The organism is Comamonas testosteroni (assembly GCF_000761245.1).
GTDB classification, from domain to species: domain Bacteria; phylum Pseudomonadota; class Gammaproteobacteria; order Burkholderiales; family Burkholderiaceae_C; genus Comamonas; species Comamonas testosteroni_C.
Window position 1 is genome coordinate 20,592 of the sequence record NZ_AWOR01000042.1, and the last position, 17,014, is coordinate 37,605.

The 17,014-nt window shown below is 50.5% G+C and carries 13 protein-coding genes; all 13 read right to left on the bottom strand.

The genetic code is table 11. The annotated features are described in order from the left end of the window. Position 1: 1 nt before the first annotated feature. The 13 genes from P353_RS08550 to P353_RS08615 all read right to left on the bottom strand — a co-directional run bounded on the left by P353_RS08550 (position 2) and on the right by P353_RS08615 (position 16,652). Entirely contained in the window at positions 2-472 is a 471-nt protein-coding gene (locus tag P353_RS08550) for a GDP-mannose mannosyl hydrolase (RefSeq protein ID WP_269799956.1), read from the bottom strand. A 22-nt stretch (positions 473-494) separates the two neighbouring features. Next, positions 495-1,655, bottom strand: coding sequence for a DegT/DnrJ/EryC1/StrS family aminotransferase (locus P353_RS08555; RefSeq protein WP_034368016.1), 1,161 nt, complete (start codon positions 1,653-1,655; stop codon positions 495-497). 10 nt (positions 1,656-1,665) lie between these two features. After that, the gene (locus P353_RS08560; RefSeq protein WP_034368019.1) at positions 1,666-2,583 is read right to left on the bottom strand and encodes a GDP-L-fucose synthase family protein; all 918 of its coding nucleotides are present in this window, start codon (positions 2,581-2,583) and stop codon (positions 1,666-1,668) included. 14 nt (positions 2,584-2,597) lie between these two features. After that, positions 2,598-3,716, bottom strand: coding sequence for a GDP-mannose 4,6-dehydratase (gmd, locus tag P353_RS08565; protein WP_034368023.1), 1,119 nt, complete (start codon positions 3,714-3,716; stop codon positions 2,598-2,600). A 3-nt stretch (positions 3,717-3,719) separates the two neighbouring features. Continuing rightward, positions 3,720-4,463, bottom strand: a complete 744-nt coding sequence (locus tag P353_RS28740; RefSeq protein WP_157839570.1) for a hypothetical protein — start codon at positions 4,461-4,463, stop codon at positions 3,720-3,722. 71 nt (positions 4,464-4,534) lie between these two features. Then, positions 4,535-6,229, bottom strand: coding sequence for a glycosyltransferase family A protein (locus P353_RS08575; protein ID WP_157839571.1), 1,695 nt, complete (start codon positions 6,227-6,229; stop codon positions 4,535-4,537). Continuing rightward, a complete protein-coding gene (locus P353_RS08580) occupies positions 6,226-7,236 on the bottom strand; it encodes a hypothetical protein (protein WP_034368030.1) in 1,011 nt (336 codons plus the stop codon). Before P353_RS08580 ends, P353_RS08575 begins: the two co-directional genes overlap by 4 nt. 44 nt (positions 7,237-7,280) lie before the next feature. Then, positions 7,281-10,280: an FkbM family methyltransferase gene (locus P353_RS27535; RefSeq protein ID WP_052084802.1), complete on the bottom strand. Its 3,000-nt coding sequence runs from the start codon at positions 10,278-10,280 to the stop codon at positions 7,281-7,283. Positions 10,281-10,353: 73 nt separating this feature from the next. After that, on the bottom strand, positions 10,354-12,177 hold the full coding sequence (locus tag P353_RS08595) for a hypothetical protein (RefSeq protein WP_034368039.1): 1,824 nt from the start codon (positions 12,175-12,177) through the stop codon (positions 10,354-10,356). 23 nt (positions 12,178-12,200) lie between these two features. Next, positions 12,201-13,991 (bottom strand): polysaccharide biosynthesis/export family protein, encoded by a 1,791-nt coding sequence (locus tag P353_RS08600; protein WP_034368042.1) that lies wholly within the window; start codon positions 13,989-13,991, stop codon positions 12,201-12,203. Between the two features lie 26 nt (positions 13,992-14,017). After that, positions 14,018-15,148, bottom strand: coding sequence for a chain-length determining protein (locus tag P353_RS08605; RefSeq protein ID WP_034368046.1), 1,131 nt, complete (start codon positions 15,146-15,148; stop codon positions 14,018-14,020). Next, the gene (locus P353_RS08610; protein ID WP_034368049.1) at positions 15,145-15,816 is read right to left on the bottom strand and encodes an ABC transporter ATP-binding protein; all 672 of its coding nucleotides are present in this window, start codon (positions 15,814-15,816) and stop codon (positions 15,145-15,147) included. The genes P353_RS08605 and P353_RS08610 overlap by 4 nt, the downstream gene beginning before the upstream one ends. Then, positions 15,813-16,652 carry an ABC transporter permease gene (locus P353_RS08615; protein WP_232776352.1) on the bottom strand — a complete coding sequence of 280 codons (840 nt, stop codon included), beginning with the start codon at positions 16,650-16,652 and terminating at the stop codon, positions 15,813-15,815. The genes P353_RS08610 and P353_RS08615 overlap by 4 nt, the downstream gene beginning before the upstream one ends. Between the last annotated feature and the right edge of the window lie 362 nt (positions 16,653-17,014).

The window sequence follows — 17,014 nt, forward strand, 5'->3', positions numbered from 1 at the left end:
TTCAACTCAGAAAAGAAAAATAGGCCTTGCTGTTCATATGAACGACTTCGCTGCGAGCCGCCACCTGCAATGGCCACCAGCGAAACCGAGCATGTTGATCTCGCGGCCAGCTATGAGGCCAATTTTGTGAACCCCATGAAAGGGCGTAGGCCAGCACTACATAGTGAGTGCCGGCGCTGTTAGGTGCGTTGCTGAACACATTGTCATCATAGAAATGCTCGAAAACGCCCAGCAGCCGAGCTTGCTCCCGACGGCTGGAACGGCCCAGCTCATTAAGAGTCAGCCTCTCGAAGGCCGTGTCCAAACGTTCGTCTTTACGCACCCGTCCGCCGGGAACAAACCATGTTCCCTGCGCCGGCCGGTTTAGCCGCTCGCCGAGCAAAATTTCGCCGCAATCATTGCTAACAACCAAATCAATCGACACCAACGGTGCAGACTCAATGACCGTCCTGAATGCATCATCACTCAGCAGCATGCCAACACCATTAACAGTGTCACGCTACAAGAGAGTGCAGGTAGTCGATTTGATCAATCAATTGATAATGGTGATTACCCACGAAGAAACCAGCACGATCAATATATTCCGCGTTCTTCAAATCAGCGTGGATAGTGTAGTCAAACCATTTCAGAACTTCATTCTTGGCGAAGTTGCCCGCCACGATCGGGCGCACGTCAATCTGGCTGGCCGAGAGCTTATCCATCAAGGCTGAACGGCTGATTGGAGCGTCTTCCGCCAGCAGAAGCGAAAAACCGAACCAACTGCTTTCCCCGATTTCCTTCTGAATGCTCAACCAGGGATGCTTTTCGAACCGCTTGACAAAGTGTTCAGCATTGTTGCGGCGTGCGGTGATCATGCCGGCTAGCTTCTTCATCTGTTCCTGGCCCACTGCGCCGCTCATTTCCAGCGGGCGCAGGTTGTAGCCGGGCAGCACGAAACGGAAGGATTCTTCGAATGCGTTGTCGCTCTTTTCGCCACACACCAAGTTGTGCTTGGGCAAGTTGCGCGTCCAGCCGTGAGCACGGACGCACAGCAGAATGTGATACAGCTCCTCATCATCCGTCACGACCAAGCCGCCTTCCATTGTGGCAATGTGGTGGCTGAAAAAGCTGCTGAAGGTGCCCATCAGTCCATGGGTGCCGGCTTGTTTACCATCAAAGACGGCTCCGAGGGATTCGCAGTTATCTTCCAGCAGCAGGATGTCACGTTGACCAATGATCTTGCGGATTTCTGCGAAATCGTTCGGGTTACCCAGCAGGTTGACCGTCAGGATGGCCTTCGTGTCATCTGTCACGGCCGTCTTCAACTGCTCCAGGTCAAGGTTCAGCGTTTGACGGTCGATGTCCACGAACTTCAGCTTCAAGCCGTACTGCTGCAGCGGGTGGTAGGTGGTGCTCCAGGAGACGGCGGGTACGATCACTTCGTCACCCCGCTTGAGCGAGCCTTGCTTACGGAACATCAGCGCTGCGATCATGGCCAAGTTGGCCGAAGAACCGGAGTTGACCATCACCGCATAGCGGCTGCCCACCCATTCAGCGAACTGCTTTTCGAACTGAGCTACTTCCTTGCCCATGGAGAACATGCCTGATTTGAGCACGCGATCAATGGCGGCGTATTCGGCTTCGTCCCAGGTGGTGCTGGCGAGCGGATATTGCATTTCAGGTTCCTTAGAGTTGATTCAAATAGTATTGATAGGTCTTTGCCAGACCCTGTTCCAGGGTATGACCGGGCTGCCAACCCCACTCCATTGCCCGGCGTGTGTCGCTCAACTTGCGTTGCATGCCGGTAGGTTTCGAGAGGTCGTGATGGAACCCCCCTTGATAACCTACTACTTTGGCGGCGATTTCGTAGTACTGGTTCACGGTGTAGTCGTGACCCAGTCCAATGTTCATCAGCGAAGGCAGGCTTTCAAAGTTCGTCAATGCACGCATGACGGCATCGGCAAGATCGCCGGCATATAGAAATTCGCGTCTCGCCTGACCTGAACCCCAAATTTCCACGCTGTCCAAACCTTGCTGCTTGGCTTCGTGCAGCTTGTGAATGACAGCAGGGATCATGTGCGACCAACGCGGGTCGAACTTGTCATATGGACCGTACAGATTGCACGGAATCACTGTCTTATATTGCAGTTGTGGATTTTCACGGCAGAGGTAATCGGCCAGACGAGCCACCGTGATTTTGGCCAGGGCATAGCCTTCGTTCGTGGGCTCCAGCATGCCTGTGAGCACATCGCCTTCAGCCAAAGCACCCTGCTGGTCTTTGGGGTACATGCAGGTGCTGCCGAAATTGATCAGGCGTGCGACACCTGTTTCCGCTGCCGCCATCAGCACGTTGCGGCCCATGTCCAGGTTATCCACGAGAAAGCGCACAGGCTCTCGCATGTTGGCCTGAATACCGCCCACACGTCCGGCCGCGTGAATCACGGCATCTGGACGATGAGTCTCGAAATACTGTTTGACTGTGGCGTAGTCAAGCAAGTTCAGCGCGGCACTGCTGGGTGTCAGCCAAGCATGCTCTGAGGCCAAAGGGTGGTCTTGGATATTGCGCCCCACCATACCCGAGGCGCCTGTCAGCAAAATCTTCATGTGAGTCGTGCAGCTCAGCGTTCCAAGCTCACTGCAGCTTCATAGCCATGCTGCTTCAGCAGAGCGTGCTGGCGGGCCTGCGTCAGGTCGTTGGCCACCATCTCAGCGCACATTTCCTGAACGGTGATCTCGGGGACCCAACCCAGCTTGGACTTGGCCTTGGCGGGGTCACCCAGAAGGGTTTCCACTTCGGCCGGGCGAAAGTAACGTGGGTCAACGACGATGAGAACATCTCCTGGCTTGACCGCAGGGGCCTTGTCGCCTTCCACCTTCACGACCACTCCCTTCTCATCCACGCCCTGACCTTCAAAACGCAGGGTAATACCCAACTCGGCAGCCGACCACTCGATGAACTGGCGCACGCTGTACTGCACGCCAGTCGCGATGACAAAGTCTTCGGGTTGGTCTTGTTGCAACATCATCCACTGCATGCGCACATAGTCCTTGGCATGGCCCCAGTCGCGCAGGGCGTCCATATTGCCCATATACAGGCAGCTCTCAAGCCCTTGGGCAATATTGGCCAAGCCGCGGGTGATCTTGCGGGTGACGAAGGTCTCGCCGCGGCGTGGTGATTCGTGATTGAACAAAATGCCGTTGCAGGCATACATACCATAGGCCTCGCGGTAATTGACCGTGATCCAGTAGGCATACATCTTGGCCACCGCATAGGGGCTGCGGGGGTAGAACGGTGTGGTTTCCTTCTGTGGAATTTCCTGGACTAAGCCATATAACTCCGAAGTGGATGCCTGATAGAACTTGGTCTTCTTCTCCAGCCCCAAGAAGCGGATCGCTTCCAATAGGCGTAATGTGCCAATCGCATCCACATCGGCCGTGTACTCGGGTGACTCAAAGCTCACGGCCACATGGCTTTGCGCACCCAAGTTGTATACCTCATCCGGCTGGATCTCGGACAGGATTCGCGTGAGATTCGAAGAATCCGTCAAATCGCCATAGTGCAACTTGAAGCGGGCATTTTCCACATGCGGGTCCTGAAAAATGTGATCGACCCGTTGGGTGTTGAATGAGGACGCTCGGCGCTTGATACCATGCACCTCATAGCCCTTTTCCAGCAAGAATTCGGCCAAATAGGATCCGTCTTGTCCTGTGATCCCAGTAATCAATGCTTTTTTCATTTTCTAAACCCTAATGTAATTGATAGCCCCCCAAATGGCGGCGAACGTACTAAAAGATGAGTGCTTTGTCCCGATAATGTAGCTACATTTAGAGAGAGCATAAAGATCGGCAACCGCCTCCTCTAACGAAGACAACCTCTCTTGAATGTTTGATTTTCCGGCAGCCTCTGTTTTAGAAATATCCCAGTTCTTTCTTAAAACAAGCACTTTATTCTTGTATTTTTCCATAAACTCAAATTCAGAGTCAGGATTATCTGCAGACAAAATTATCAAAGACTTCGGATTGGATTCAAAATAGTGGTTGATCTGCTTGTGGAGCTCTGCATCACTTGGGGGTTCAATACCCATCTTTATGCAATGATCTAGCATATCAGTGCGCCTCAAATGCACACCAAGTATTTTATCCTGTTTATTTAAAAATAATGAGTTGACGGATTTTTTTATTGACTCCACAGGAACTAGATTTTCATAAAATTCTTTAATAATTTCATTAAATCGAATGGACTCATCTTTATCAAGATTGTATTCTTTTTCGATACTAGAAGGATGACTTCCGCAATGCGTTGGTTGCGTTTTATATGTAACCAACAGATTATCTGAAAGATTGGTGACAGCAGATCTCTCCGAATTATCCATTAACTGACAATTAAAAAGATCAGAAAAATTTCCGGGACAGCTTGGATCCTTAATCCATTCATAGCTGAAAGCTAATCCCTTAACTGAGGCAAGAGCATAATGTCCAGCCATTGATCTCACCCTGTTAGACAGTCCGTAACGACCAGAAAATATTATATGTAAATTTTTCATAAATCGGGAGTTCAGATAAGAAACTCAGGTATTTGCTTTAAATATTCTTGATTATTTAAATAATTCGGATAAGAGAAGTGCTTAGACAAATCTCTATTTATTTTTTTGTAATTTTCGAGAAAAATCTCTTTATGCTTACTTCTCTGAGACAAATCTGATTGCATGGATTTCCCATTGTTATCCACTTTATAGATGTCTGCGGTGAGGTTCATGCCGTCAAAGGGTTGAAATAGCACGGGGTATCTGAACCATTGAGTGCTATGCTTGCCTTCAAAGTATCGCAGGCGCTCAATGAACTCTGTGTCCGCATTCTTTCGGATATTTTCATAATAGCCATATTTCTGGTGAGAATTAACCCGACAGGCCAAAGATGCCGTGCCATAACGCTCCACCTTGCCATCCAAAGCCAACAGCTTGAACTGTTTGTCTACTCGGACGATATCGCCAAAGCAAATAACGGCCTTGGTATCGGATTTTTCAAGGAAGGGCAGCTGTATACTGGCCCGTTGGCAGCAGCTAAAGTCATCTGAATCATTGACCAAGTAGATCGTGTCATCGTTGATGTGGCGGTGGATAACCGAATTCCGGATCCAGTAGGTGCCCATGCTTTTCTTATTCTGCTCCAGAGTGATATCGAACTTGGAGGAATCAACAAGTTTCCTAAACGCTGAAACAATGTGCATGGACTGATCTGTGCTGACGTCGTCCACCATGTGAACACTACAGTGTGGATGAGTTTGCATCGCGACGCTGTACAAGGCCGATGCGATATAAGAGGCCTTGTTGTAGTTCGACATCACAAAGATGGCGCTGGCACTGCTTTTCTGTAGCGGCCATTGATTGCATGTCGTGACGGTCAGAACCGTTCTAGCGGTCTGTAGACGGATAGAGTCAGTCGGCTCGTTGCGCTGTGGCGCCGGGTTAATATCCAGCAAAATTTGGCGACCTGGCGCATTGCACAGTAGGCCTGGAATGGTAACCACTTTACTCTGGCGAAGAACTTCAATATCTTGCTTGCAAAAATCCTCCAAGTCCAAGTCATTGTCAATCTGCCAAAGCCGCTTGTATTTGGCGGGTAGATGTCCGTCTATCAGAATATCAATCGATCTGAACGCCGCCTCACCACCAAAGCGCTCAAGCCCTTGTTTGGTAACAAACAAAGATGCAATGCCTGGGTTTTTGGCTTCCTGGCTGTTAGTCGCCTTGATTGGTTCTTGCCTAATAGACCAATATAAGCTCTCAAAGCTTTCAAGATTGATGCTCGGGCAGTCACGCAGGTACTTCTGAGAAAAAGCAAGATACTGTCCATTGCATGCGCGTGCAGCGCTTATTTCGGCATTCAGCAGCTCCACCTTGAACTTCAGGAATTCAGCCCAGGTTGATTTGAGTTGCGGCAATTCTGCAAAAAAAACTTGGTCAACCTCTTGCCGCTTGGCAAACTCCATGCAGTCAAACCAAAATGCCTTGGGATCGTCCGTGATCAAAATTCGATCAATAGTGCCCTGCGCAATCCAGTGAAGCAGACGTCTATTAAAGAAAAGTAATTCAGGCGTCTTGAATATAAGCGCGAGTTTAATATCAAATCGCTTTTTTAGAAGATCAGCAACAAAAATCAGCTGATTGATATTGGAAACTGTTTTTTCAACAGCAATAACCAACGCAGAGCTCTGTTGCTTTTCATTGTGGATTCGGTGAAATCGTTTCACATTACGCCCCCTTCTTTTTCACACAGCGTATGCAAATTATATCCATATTTTTTCAAGAAATATTTTTCCAAATTCTTAGTGGATATATCATTTTTTCCACCCGAAGCGCTGGAGTTGTGCGCTTTAAAAAGACTAACATCTCGATATTCCGCCGAATAATCAACAACAGGAAAACTCTTATAATCTGACGTAGATGCCTCAGGATTCAAAATCACAGATTTCACACCATTCAGACCACAGTGCCATTTAATCCACAAATCATCCGCAGTGGGAGTCAATTCAATCGCCGCGTTGATATCAACGAAATCCCGAGTAAAGAATTTAGTGGAATACAAAATACCATCCTTACCTGTTGGTAGATTGTTCATAGTCGCCACTGTCTTGCCGAGCTCCCAGTTACTGTACGGATTGATACCACTACTGTTGGCTGTAATGTAACGCCCCCGAAATGCAATGACACTATCATGTTCAAGGTATTTATCATACAACGTTTGGATAAAATAATCTGGATATAAAGTGTCATCATCCACTGTGATGAATATTTTATCTTTCGTTTTATCTTCAGAAAAAAAACCCTCCATGAATGGAATAATTTTTCTAAAAGGCCCCGTATTCTTTGTCCATTTTATCTCCAACAAAGGAAGCTTGATAAAGCTAGCCAACCGCGGATCATCTTTTCTAATACCTTTATCCAGAAGATATGCCTCCTCCGAAATATTCAAATATATTTTTTTAGGCAGCAACGTCTGTTTGTGCAGCGACTCTAATACTGGCAACAACCGATTCAAGCGGTCGCTTATAGTGGTAAGAGTAATGAAAATTTCAGGCGCTTCGGAATTTTTCTTTATTTCCGATTTAATAATGAATTTTTTGCACAGCTCAATATTTGCTGTAAAAATATACTTTAAATCAGGGTACTCTTGCTCTATCCGCTGGTAAGCAGCAAGCGCCTGCTCATATTCACCCCTATTAAAAAGGAGATTAGCTTCTTTAGTGGAGATCAACATAAAATACCTTAAATCACATTCAGAACTAAAGACTTCATCTTGATTTATTCAACAAATTTATCAAGCTGACTTTTCAGGCGCATTATTTCCAAACTACATTTATATGGATTTTCAGCAGCAAACCGCTTACTCATATAAGCAAAATTGCATCTTCTGAGCAATGGAGAATCTTGAATCCATTCATTTTTTTGTTCATATATTTTGAATATACGATATCCATAACTCTGAAAGAAATTATCGATATCACCAAAATATGCTTGTTGTGTCCCATCACGACGAAAACCAACCTCGATGTAAATTACATCAGCGAGCTGGTTTTCAAGTATTATTTTTGCTCCTCCAAGAACATCCAACTCATATCCTTCCACATCAATTTTCAACAAATCGATATGCCTATCCGTAAATAAATCCACAAGACCATCTAGACTACGGCATTGAATTTTTTTTACTTCCTGGCTTTGGTCCAAATGCATTTCAGGTGGAAAAACTTTGCTCATAGACTTAGCGGGACTCAATAATAATTCTTGATCCTCCGCGCCCAATGCATGATTATATGTATGAAGCTTATTTAAATTGACTTCAAGAACATTATTCTCCAACTGCTTATAGCTTATTGGATTAGGCTCAAACAAATGGGCTTCACGAATTTTTAGCAATTTACTCTTATGGAGCTTTAACAAAACCTCGCCAATATATGCACCAACATCTACATAAGTAAGGGATCTATTATAAAAGAATGGAGATATATCATTCAAGAAATCATCAATATCAGCATCACTGCTATATTTTCTTTCTTTTTCAGATTTTACCTGAAGCTCTCCCAGACTCTTTCTCAATTGTTCACTCTTTTTTTCTAGTTCAATATTCTTCTTTTCGATATCCTTAAATCTCAAGCTCCAGCCATCATTCAGTTTTTTTTCTTCAAGGAGAGATTTCGTCAAAACATCGATTTCATTTTTTTGATTACCATTGTTTTCGGCACACGGAGCATTAACCAACGTTAGCTGCTCAATCTGTGCCTTATATCCTTGGTGCAGCTTGATAGCTTCCTCATCACGCGCCTTGGCTAAGTGCTCTAGCTGTTGCATCCACTCCTGTGCCTGCCTTTCGACAGCAGCTTTAGCCTGAGCCAGTTGCTCAATCTGCACCTGACTCTCCTTCGCCATTTTGGCTTGCTCGTCGCGTGCCCTACCGAGCCGCTCCAGCTGTTGCGCTCGCTCCTGTGACTGCTTTTCAGCTGCCGCCCTGGCCTGGGTCAGCTGCTCGATCTGAGCCTGACGCTCCTGCGCCAGCTTGACTTGCTCGTCACGTGCCTTGGTGAGCTGCTCCAGTTGCTGGGCTCGCTCCTGTGACTGCTTTTCAGCTGCCACCCTCGCCTGGGTCAGCTGCTCGATCTGAGCATGGCGCTCCTGCGCCAGCTTGGCTTGCTCGTCGCGTGCCTTACTGAGCTGCTCCAATTGCTGGGCTCGCTCCTGTGACTGCTTTTCAGCTGCCACCCTCGCCTGGGTCAGCTGCTCGATCTGAGCATGGCGCTCCTGCGCCAGCTTGGCTTGCTCGTCGCGTGCCTTACTGAGCTGCTCCAATTGCTGGGCTCGCTCCTGTGACTGCTTTTCAGCTGCCACCCTCGCCTGGGTCAGCTGCTCGATCTGAGCATGGCGCTCCTGCGCCAGCTTGGCTTGCTCGTCGCGTGCCTTACTGAGCTGCTCCAATTGCTGGGCTCGCTCCTGTGACTGCTTTTCAGCTGCCGCCCTCGCCTGAGTCAGCTGCTCGATCTGAGCATGGCGCTCCTGCGCCAGCTTGGCTTGCTCGTCGCGTGCCTTACCGAGCTGCTCCAGTTGCTGGGCTCGCTCCAGTGACTGCTTTTCAGCTGCCGCCCTCGCCTGGGTCAGCCGCTCGACCTGATCCAAACGATCCTGCGCTAGCTTGGTCTGCTCATCACGCGCCTTGCCCAACTGCTCCAGTTTCTGGGCTCGTTCCTGCGATTGCTTTTCGGTGCCAGCCTTAGCCTGGGTCAGCTGCTCAATCTGAGCCTGACGCTCCTGTGCCAGCCTGGCTTGCTCATCCCGCGCCTTGCCGACCTGCTCCAGTTGCTGCGCCCGCTCCTGCGATTGCTTTTCAACAACAGCCTTGGCTTGGGTCAGCTGCTCGACCTGGGCCTGACGCTCCTGAGCCAACTTGGCCTGCTCATCAAACGTCTTGCTGAGCTGATCCAGTCGCCTGGCTACATCCCGTGACCGCTGCTCTGAAACGGCTTCGGCCTGAGCCAGTTGCTCGATCCTTGACTGAGCCTCCTGCAGCAACTTGGTCTGTTTCTCTCCATTCAGGCGCAGCGCAAGGCACTCGCGGTGATGTTGTTGCACCTTGGCATGCAAGGCCGCCCGGGCATCGCGCACAAACAATGCATACCCGATGCCAGGATGGCGCGTAGCCTCGAGGGCAACATACATCATGCCGTTTTGCTGAAGAAGTTCTGCCACTTCTTCCAGACTTGCTCCAGCAGGCATTGAGTGAAGCTCGCCCAGCAAGACTCTTGCAATGACTACATCCACCAGACCCAGCTTGCTGGAAGCTCGCAGCAGAGATCCTGCAGGAAGGCAGTCAATGATCAGCCAATTTCCTTCACCCATTGGCGGCTCGACGTCTTCGCTCAGGTCGCTAAACAAGGCGTCCAAGTTAATGGCACTCAGCTCTCTGACCTCTTGCGTCTGTAGGTTGGGCCAAAGACTCAAGAGTGATTGAGGCTCCAGCAGACCACTTTCCTGCTGACTGTTGGCCACAAAAAAGGAAGCCGTGCCCTGTTGAGCTGCAACCACGGTATTGCGTAATTCGCAATGTTGAGCACGTTCACCCAACAAGCCCACTGTGCGCTGCAAGGTCGAATATTGCAGAGGCTCCGCCTCTATCAACGTCACTCGGGACTTGCTGGCTTGATGCGCCAGCCATTGAGCCCAAATGCCTTTGCCGTTGCCTGCCCCTACCAGAGCAATATGTCCGGGGTGCATCAGTACATTCAGATGTTCCAGCCAGGGGATGATGGTATTCATTGGGCTATTCATAAAAGTTCTGCCGTTTCAGCCACACTCAGTGGCTGCGATTTGTGCATGCAAACCCTCAGCTTCAGTGCGACCGGCGATCTTTTCTGAATGCCTTCACTTCCGTGTACAGGCTCCAAGGCAGGGACATACGGCCGCCCAATGTTTTGGTATTTGCCACCAAGCAAGCGCCTAAACGATATGAGAGGTGTTGTTTGATCAGTTCTGCCTCGTGCGCATCACGATATTGCGTGATGGGCGGTAGTTGGAGACTTTTGCTTGCGACCTTATCCTGCGCGTAACGCTTTGCCTCGGCGCGCAATGCAAAAGGCATACTCAACCAACCGCCAATACTGCGCGATTGCCTGATCATGGTGGCACCCAAGCGATAGGAAAGCTGCTGCTTTACACGATCAGCGGCTCCGAAGAGAGCCCGAGGCTGCGGTTTCAGTTCAGCCTTGAGCCTGCAGTTTTCCAAGTAATGGCGCTCCAGCTCTTCCTGAACTTTGTGCAATTGAGTTAGCAGCAGTTCGTTTTCTTTCTCCAGTTCTGCCACCGAGGTTCTGGCGCCTGCAGTCTGCAGCTGCTTTTTTAGCTGCTCTTCACTTTGCTGAAGCTGCATAGCCTTGTCATGAGCGGCTTTAAGTCCTGCCTTAAGTTCGCTGTTCTGCAACTGATAAGACTGCAACGTTTTGACCCGCTCTTGGGCCGATTGCAAATCGATCTTGACCTTGGAAAATTCCACCAAAGCTTTTTCCTGCTGCTTGGCTTGCAGATACCGGCTTTCCAGTTCCTCTTGCACTCTATGTAGTTGCTCCAGCAGCAACTGTTTTTCCCTCCCGCTAGCCTGCAATTCTGTGGCTTTGCCTGCCAGCAGGCGCTCCTGCTCCCAGACACGCTGCTGCGCCGCAACGCCTGCTTGGTTCAACTGCTCAAACTGCCTCTCACGCTCAAGCGTTTGCTGAGCTTGCTCATCCAGCGCTTTGCCTAATTGCAACAGGCGCTGGGCATGCGCCTGCATGGCGGCCTGTTGCGCGACAAAGCTCGACCAGGCCTGATATCTACGATTGGCCTGCACACTTGAAGTCAGCAGTTGTCTACCTGTCTGGGCCTGACTGCGTTGCGGCAACGATGCTGCAGCCTGCAACTGCTCATATAGATCGATGGCCTGAGGATAGTCCTCCAACAGTTGCTCGGCCAGCCACTGCGCCAGTGCATTGCCATCCAGAGCTTGCTTTGGCTTGCCCACCGCGCCAGTGCTGATCTGAATTTCGTCGTTGCTCAATTCCTGATTCTGGCCTTCAACCTCTGACTGCACTGCTTCGCTGGGCAAGCAAAGCTGTGCGTCCACATGCAAGCTAAGTTGCTGCAAATAGCTCTGCGCCGATGTTTGCACCTGGGCTGCATGAACAAGCAGACTGCGCTCAGGATGTCGCAAATGGAAATTCAGCAAGGCGGAGTTGTAGGCAATCCAGCCATTGATTCGAGCTTCCTGCTCTTGTGGGCTGGCGTCAGCATGCTCCAACGCCTGGCGCGTGAATACGCTTTGCGGCTCATCAAACACCAGAACGAACACCATCTGCGGGTCTTGCGACTTCCAGTAATCCAGCAGATAGACCGCTTGTGCATCAGCCCAGCCCCACAAAGGCTGCTCCATATTGGCCAGCATCAAATCCAGAGCCAGGCCTTGCCAGACCGGTGCCACCTCAATCTGCGCAAGCTGATCGGCAACGCATACCTGCTGCACCGGAACTCCACCATGCACCTTGACCAGGGTTTCACTGATCTGCGCCGGCATGAAACCTTCACGTCTGGACGGATTGGCCTCAGCCATGCCACTATCCAGAAGCAACTCCTCCACCTCATCAAAGCCCGACTGAGGGTGTCCCACCACAATAATTTTGTTCATAGCTCTTCAACAAATCAGAAAAATCAAAGACCAAATACGACCTTCGCGCCAATCGCGATCTGGTACATGATCTGAGTGATGTCTTTCCAGAACTGGCGCTTTTTCTCATCCACCTTGGGCAACACCAGCACCTGATCACCCGCCTTGAGTCGGGTATTCTCAAAAAGCTTGCTGGTATCAACCTGCTCGAACGCACCATCGCGGTGCGCCACAACAACGCGAGCGGCATCTGCGGTCTGAGTAAAGCCGCCAGCACGATCGATATAGTCCTTGAGACTCAAAGAGCCATCGAATGCCACGGCATTGGGAAAGAGAACTTCCCCACTGACCAGCACCAGTCCATCCTTGCGCGGTATGCGAATGACGTCGCCGTTTTCCAGCAGCATGTTGTCGCGCTGTGCTGCCTGTGCGATTTGCACCTGCCCGGTGGGCTCCACCTTCTTGGCACGCTCCACCCATTGCAGGGTCAGATCGGCCTCGTCCTTGCGCAGTCGGGCCTCTTCGCTGCTGCCGCTGCGAGCGGTGAGCAGTGCCGTTTCCAGACTACGCAAGCTGGTAGCCAGCATCTCCTTCTGGCGATCCTTCACGCTCTGGCGAAAGAGCTGAATGCTCTCAGGCTCGGCGTCTGCCGAGGTCTGAATGCCCTGCATCAGAGACCCCAGACGAGTGCCGTAAGGCAGCACATATTCCTGAGAATTCATATGCTCGCCTTCAACCCGAACGGTAATCGTGCCAGGCTTCTTATCAGCGGTGAATTCCAGTTCATCCCCGTTTTGCAGCACCAAGGCATTGGCCTCCTGCAGCGGGTAGTACTCCGTGTTCTTCACGGTTCCGGTATTGCGCGCAATACGAACATGGGTGGCCTGGGCCTGCGGCTTGGCCAGTTGCATCAACTGGGCGACCGTTTCAGAGCCCTGAGCAAACTCGAAGCGCTTGGCGTTGTTTACAAGACCCGATACCCGCACACGGTTGGCAATGGGGGGGACAAAAATCACATCTCCGTCATTGAGCTGCAGCAGCGGCAACTGGCCTTTGAGCAGAAAGTCATAGAGATTGAAAGTGGCACGCACGGAGCTACCGCGCTTGACCTGCACGGTCAGAAAGCTGCCCCGCTCCGGGTCAATGCCGCCTGCCTGATCAAGATAGTTAAGCAGGCTGTCCATGCTGGTGCCGTTGTACAGGCCCGGGCGCATGACATTGCCGCCCACAAAGATGCGCACCGGCTGGGCTGCCGCCAGGCTGGCGTAGCTGTACACATTGGCGCGGAACACGCGGCGCACTGCAGCCTCTACCTGCTGCTGAAGATTCTTGTTGGCAATGCCCAGTACCTTGACCGGCCCGACCTGCGGCAGAAAGATATTGCCTTGCGGGTCGACCGCGGCCACGCTGTCAAAAGTAAAGCCGCCCCAGAGGCGCAGGTGGATGCGGTCGCCTACCGCGACGAGATAATCGGGGTTGAACTGCGTTGCCCCGGCACGTGCAAAGTTGCCGGTAAACAGGTTCGCACCAAAGACATCGCTATTGAGGTTGGCCGTGTAATCAGCGGTCTGTGGGGCTTGCGGCAACACAGGGGACTGCATGGGGACGGCAGCACCAGAGCGACTTACCGAAGCATCGCTAGATCCACCAGAAGGAACCAGCCCCAGCGCCTGATTGATCTGGAAAGGATCAATACTGGATGCCGATGTATCTTGGCTGGACCGGGCTTGAGAGGTCTGGGGCTGGGTCTGGGTCAGGGCCTGAGCCGGTACCAAACCAGTCAGCAGCACCACGACTGCCGAACTGATACAGGTACGCGCGATAAAACGTTGCATGATGAGACTCGAAAAATTCAGAACAATCAGTCGCGGTGATCGCGCACGATGGATACCAGCAATTGCACCAACCCGGCCAGCAGCAAGGCACCCAAGATAAAGGTGGCAATGTTGTAGAGGCGACGCGGGCGCAGGGGGTATTCAGGCATCGACGGGCTTTGCAGCACCAGCACCTTCTTCAGAGTACGCGTTGCTTCCACCCGGCCTTTTTCCAGCGCAACCAAGGCGCTCTTGTAGGCATCCTGTTGAAACTGGGCCTCCAGCTCCAAGCGCTGGTACTCTTCTACCGTCTTATTCAACGACTGCCCCTTGGCACTGGTCAAACGTGCTTTTTCTGTCTTGATCTGCTTTTCCACGGCCTGAATCTGCAGATCGACCTCCACGACCGCAGGCGCTGTGGGGGCCAGATAGCCCAACAACGCAGTCTTGCGCGCGCTGAGTTCAGTCAGCTGTTCATCCAGCTTGTTGACCACACCGGCCAGATTTTCAGCTGCGGACTGCGGCGATATCAGGCCCTTGGCATTCTGAAAGGCCAGAACGCGCTGACGCGCGTTCAGCGCATGCTCACTACGTTCCTTGACCTGCTTTTCCAGAAAATTCACCTGCTCCTGCGCCAGCTGGTGGCCCAGCGTATTCATATAGTGCTCGCCCTCATGAACCAGTGCACTGGTGATCTTGCGAGCCATGTCTGCGTCATAAGCCTGCGCCTGGATGACCAGCACACCTGCATACTCGTCATATTCCACACTGATGCGCGAGAGAAAATGCCTATGAAAAAACTCCAGAGACGCATCATGGAAGAACATGCGCGAAAGCACGTCATGATCGTGGCTGCTGTAGTGTTCCCGCAGGTTCAGGTCTTTATCCAGTTGCAGCAACATATCCACGGACAGCAACCGATCGCGCAGCAGCATTTGATCTGCGCGTGATATGCCATCACCGCCAGCCAGTAAAGAGCTGAAATCCATTGCCTGCGAAGCCGCCATGTCGGTTCGTTGAATCAGCACGCGGGCTTCAGACACATATCGATCAGAAGCAATAAGTCCCCAATAGATAATGGCTAATATAGATACGCACAATGCAATGGCAAGAGCCTTCATCCGCCATATGGCTTGGCAATAGCCCTTAAGGCATTCTTTTTTAAAGAAATCGGTCATGTGGCAATACTGTCTTTGTAATTCTTTAAGGCATCTTCAATGCTGTCAAACCAATGGGCCTGACCTTCATGCAACCAGATACCAGCTTGACAAAACTCGCGCAAAGTACCATCGCTATGGGATACCATAATCAGCCCAGAACGATCCGCAATTCGCTTAAATGCATCAGATGCTTTCTTTCGAAATGAAGCATCTCCGGCCGAAGTGGCTTCGTCCGAAATATAAACATCAAAATCAAATGCCAGAGAGAGGCCGAACTGTAGGCGTGATTTCATGCCCGATGAATAAGTACGAACGGGCTCATCAAATGATGAGCCCAGCTCCGCAAATTCTTCAATATAGTCAATCCTGTCCACCATGGCCGGTGCATCGCCAAAGCCATGCAATCGGCAGACAAACTTGGCATTCTGTCGACCAGTCAGAGAGCCTTGCAACCCTCCGCCATAACCCATGGGCCAGGAAACCCGGCTACGCCGTTCCACAAGGCCTCGTGTAGGTGTATCCACCCCGCCAATCAGGTTGAGCAAAGTGGACTTACCTGCACCATTACGGCCAACCAAACCCACACTGACATTGGCAGGAATGGTGAGATTGACACCTTTAAGTATCCAGCGCCCTGCCCCGTGTGGGGTCTGGTAACGCTTGTGTACGTCTTCCACAATAATCATTGTGCCCTCAGCTTCTGAGCAAAACGTATCTGCAACGCCACGCCGAAAAATATGGAAGCCGCAGCAAAGCCAAAAAGGTATTCAAAATTAGCCTCAGGAGCCGCGTGATAAACAGGAAAAAAACTGCTTCTCAACAACTCCAGTCCATGTGCAAATGGATTTAAAAATGCCCACTCTCTGTATTGAATCGGGATGACAGACAAAGGAAATATCGCTCCCGATAGAAAATACAAAGGTCTAAAAAGGAATACCGCCAGATTTCCTGCCTCAGGAACCAAATCACTAAGCACTGATAAAATCAAACCAATCCCCAATGCACAGAGCATCAGCCCCGCCCATGAAAGAATAGTTTCCATCGGAGCATCGGGAACAACGGAGCGACCAAAAAAAGCCAGCCCCCCTAACAAGACCAGCAAGATAATGATTCCGAGCAAAGTCTCCAGTGCAGCTCGAGAGATCACGGTGTCTATAGGCCGAACCTGACGATAGGCAAACAAGGACTTGTTAGCATCGACCGCCCCCATGGCGCGCTGGAAGACGTTCTGTACCGTAAAGTAGCCAGTCAGGCCCAAGACCAGCCACACCGCCACATCAGCGCCAGCAACAGAACGTGTACGCAGGACGGTGTACAGAAGCAACATGAAGCAAGCATGCAACACCGGCTCCAGCACGATGAGCACCCAGGCTCCGCGCGTAGCGCTCAGGCGCGCAACGGCTTCGCGCAGGAAAAGTGCGTTCCATACCGCAAAGGTAACGGAAAGTGAACTACGTGGCGCAGAAATCGCACCAGAAGACGGGGCTGAGTCCAAAATAAATCCTCGTTCTTTTGGACTCAAGACGCACTGAAATCCAATCGGCCGATTGTAAATGAAAACATAAGCAAAACCTTATTACAGGCAGCCACTACCTCCCACTTCACATTCAATTACATTATCAATAAACTATCGAAATGCACGATTTGATATATTTTATCTATTAAATAATTTTAATTCAAAAAATAAATGGTTAGATATTTTCAATCTGCAAAACACGGTGGTACTACAATATCAAAATAATTTCTCATACGCGTTTTCAAAAAAATCACTCAATAATAAAAATCAAAGAAACATAACCTCAACTATTTAGTTATCTCATATTTAAAACATTGAATAGTTGAAAAATATATTTCACGACCCCAGGCACACCACCGCACCGTCTT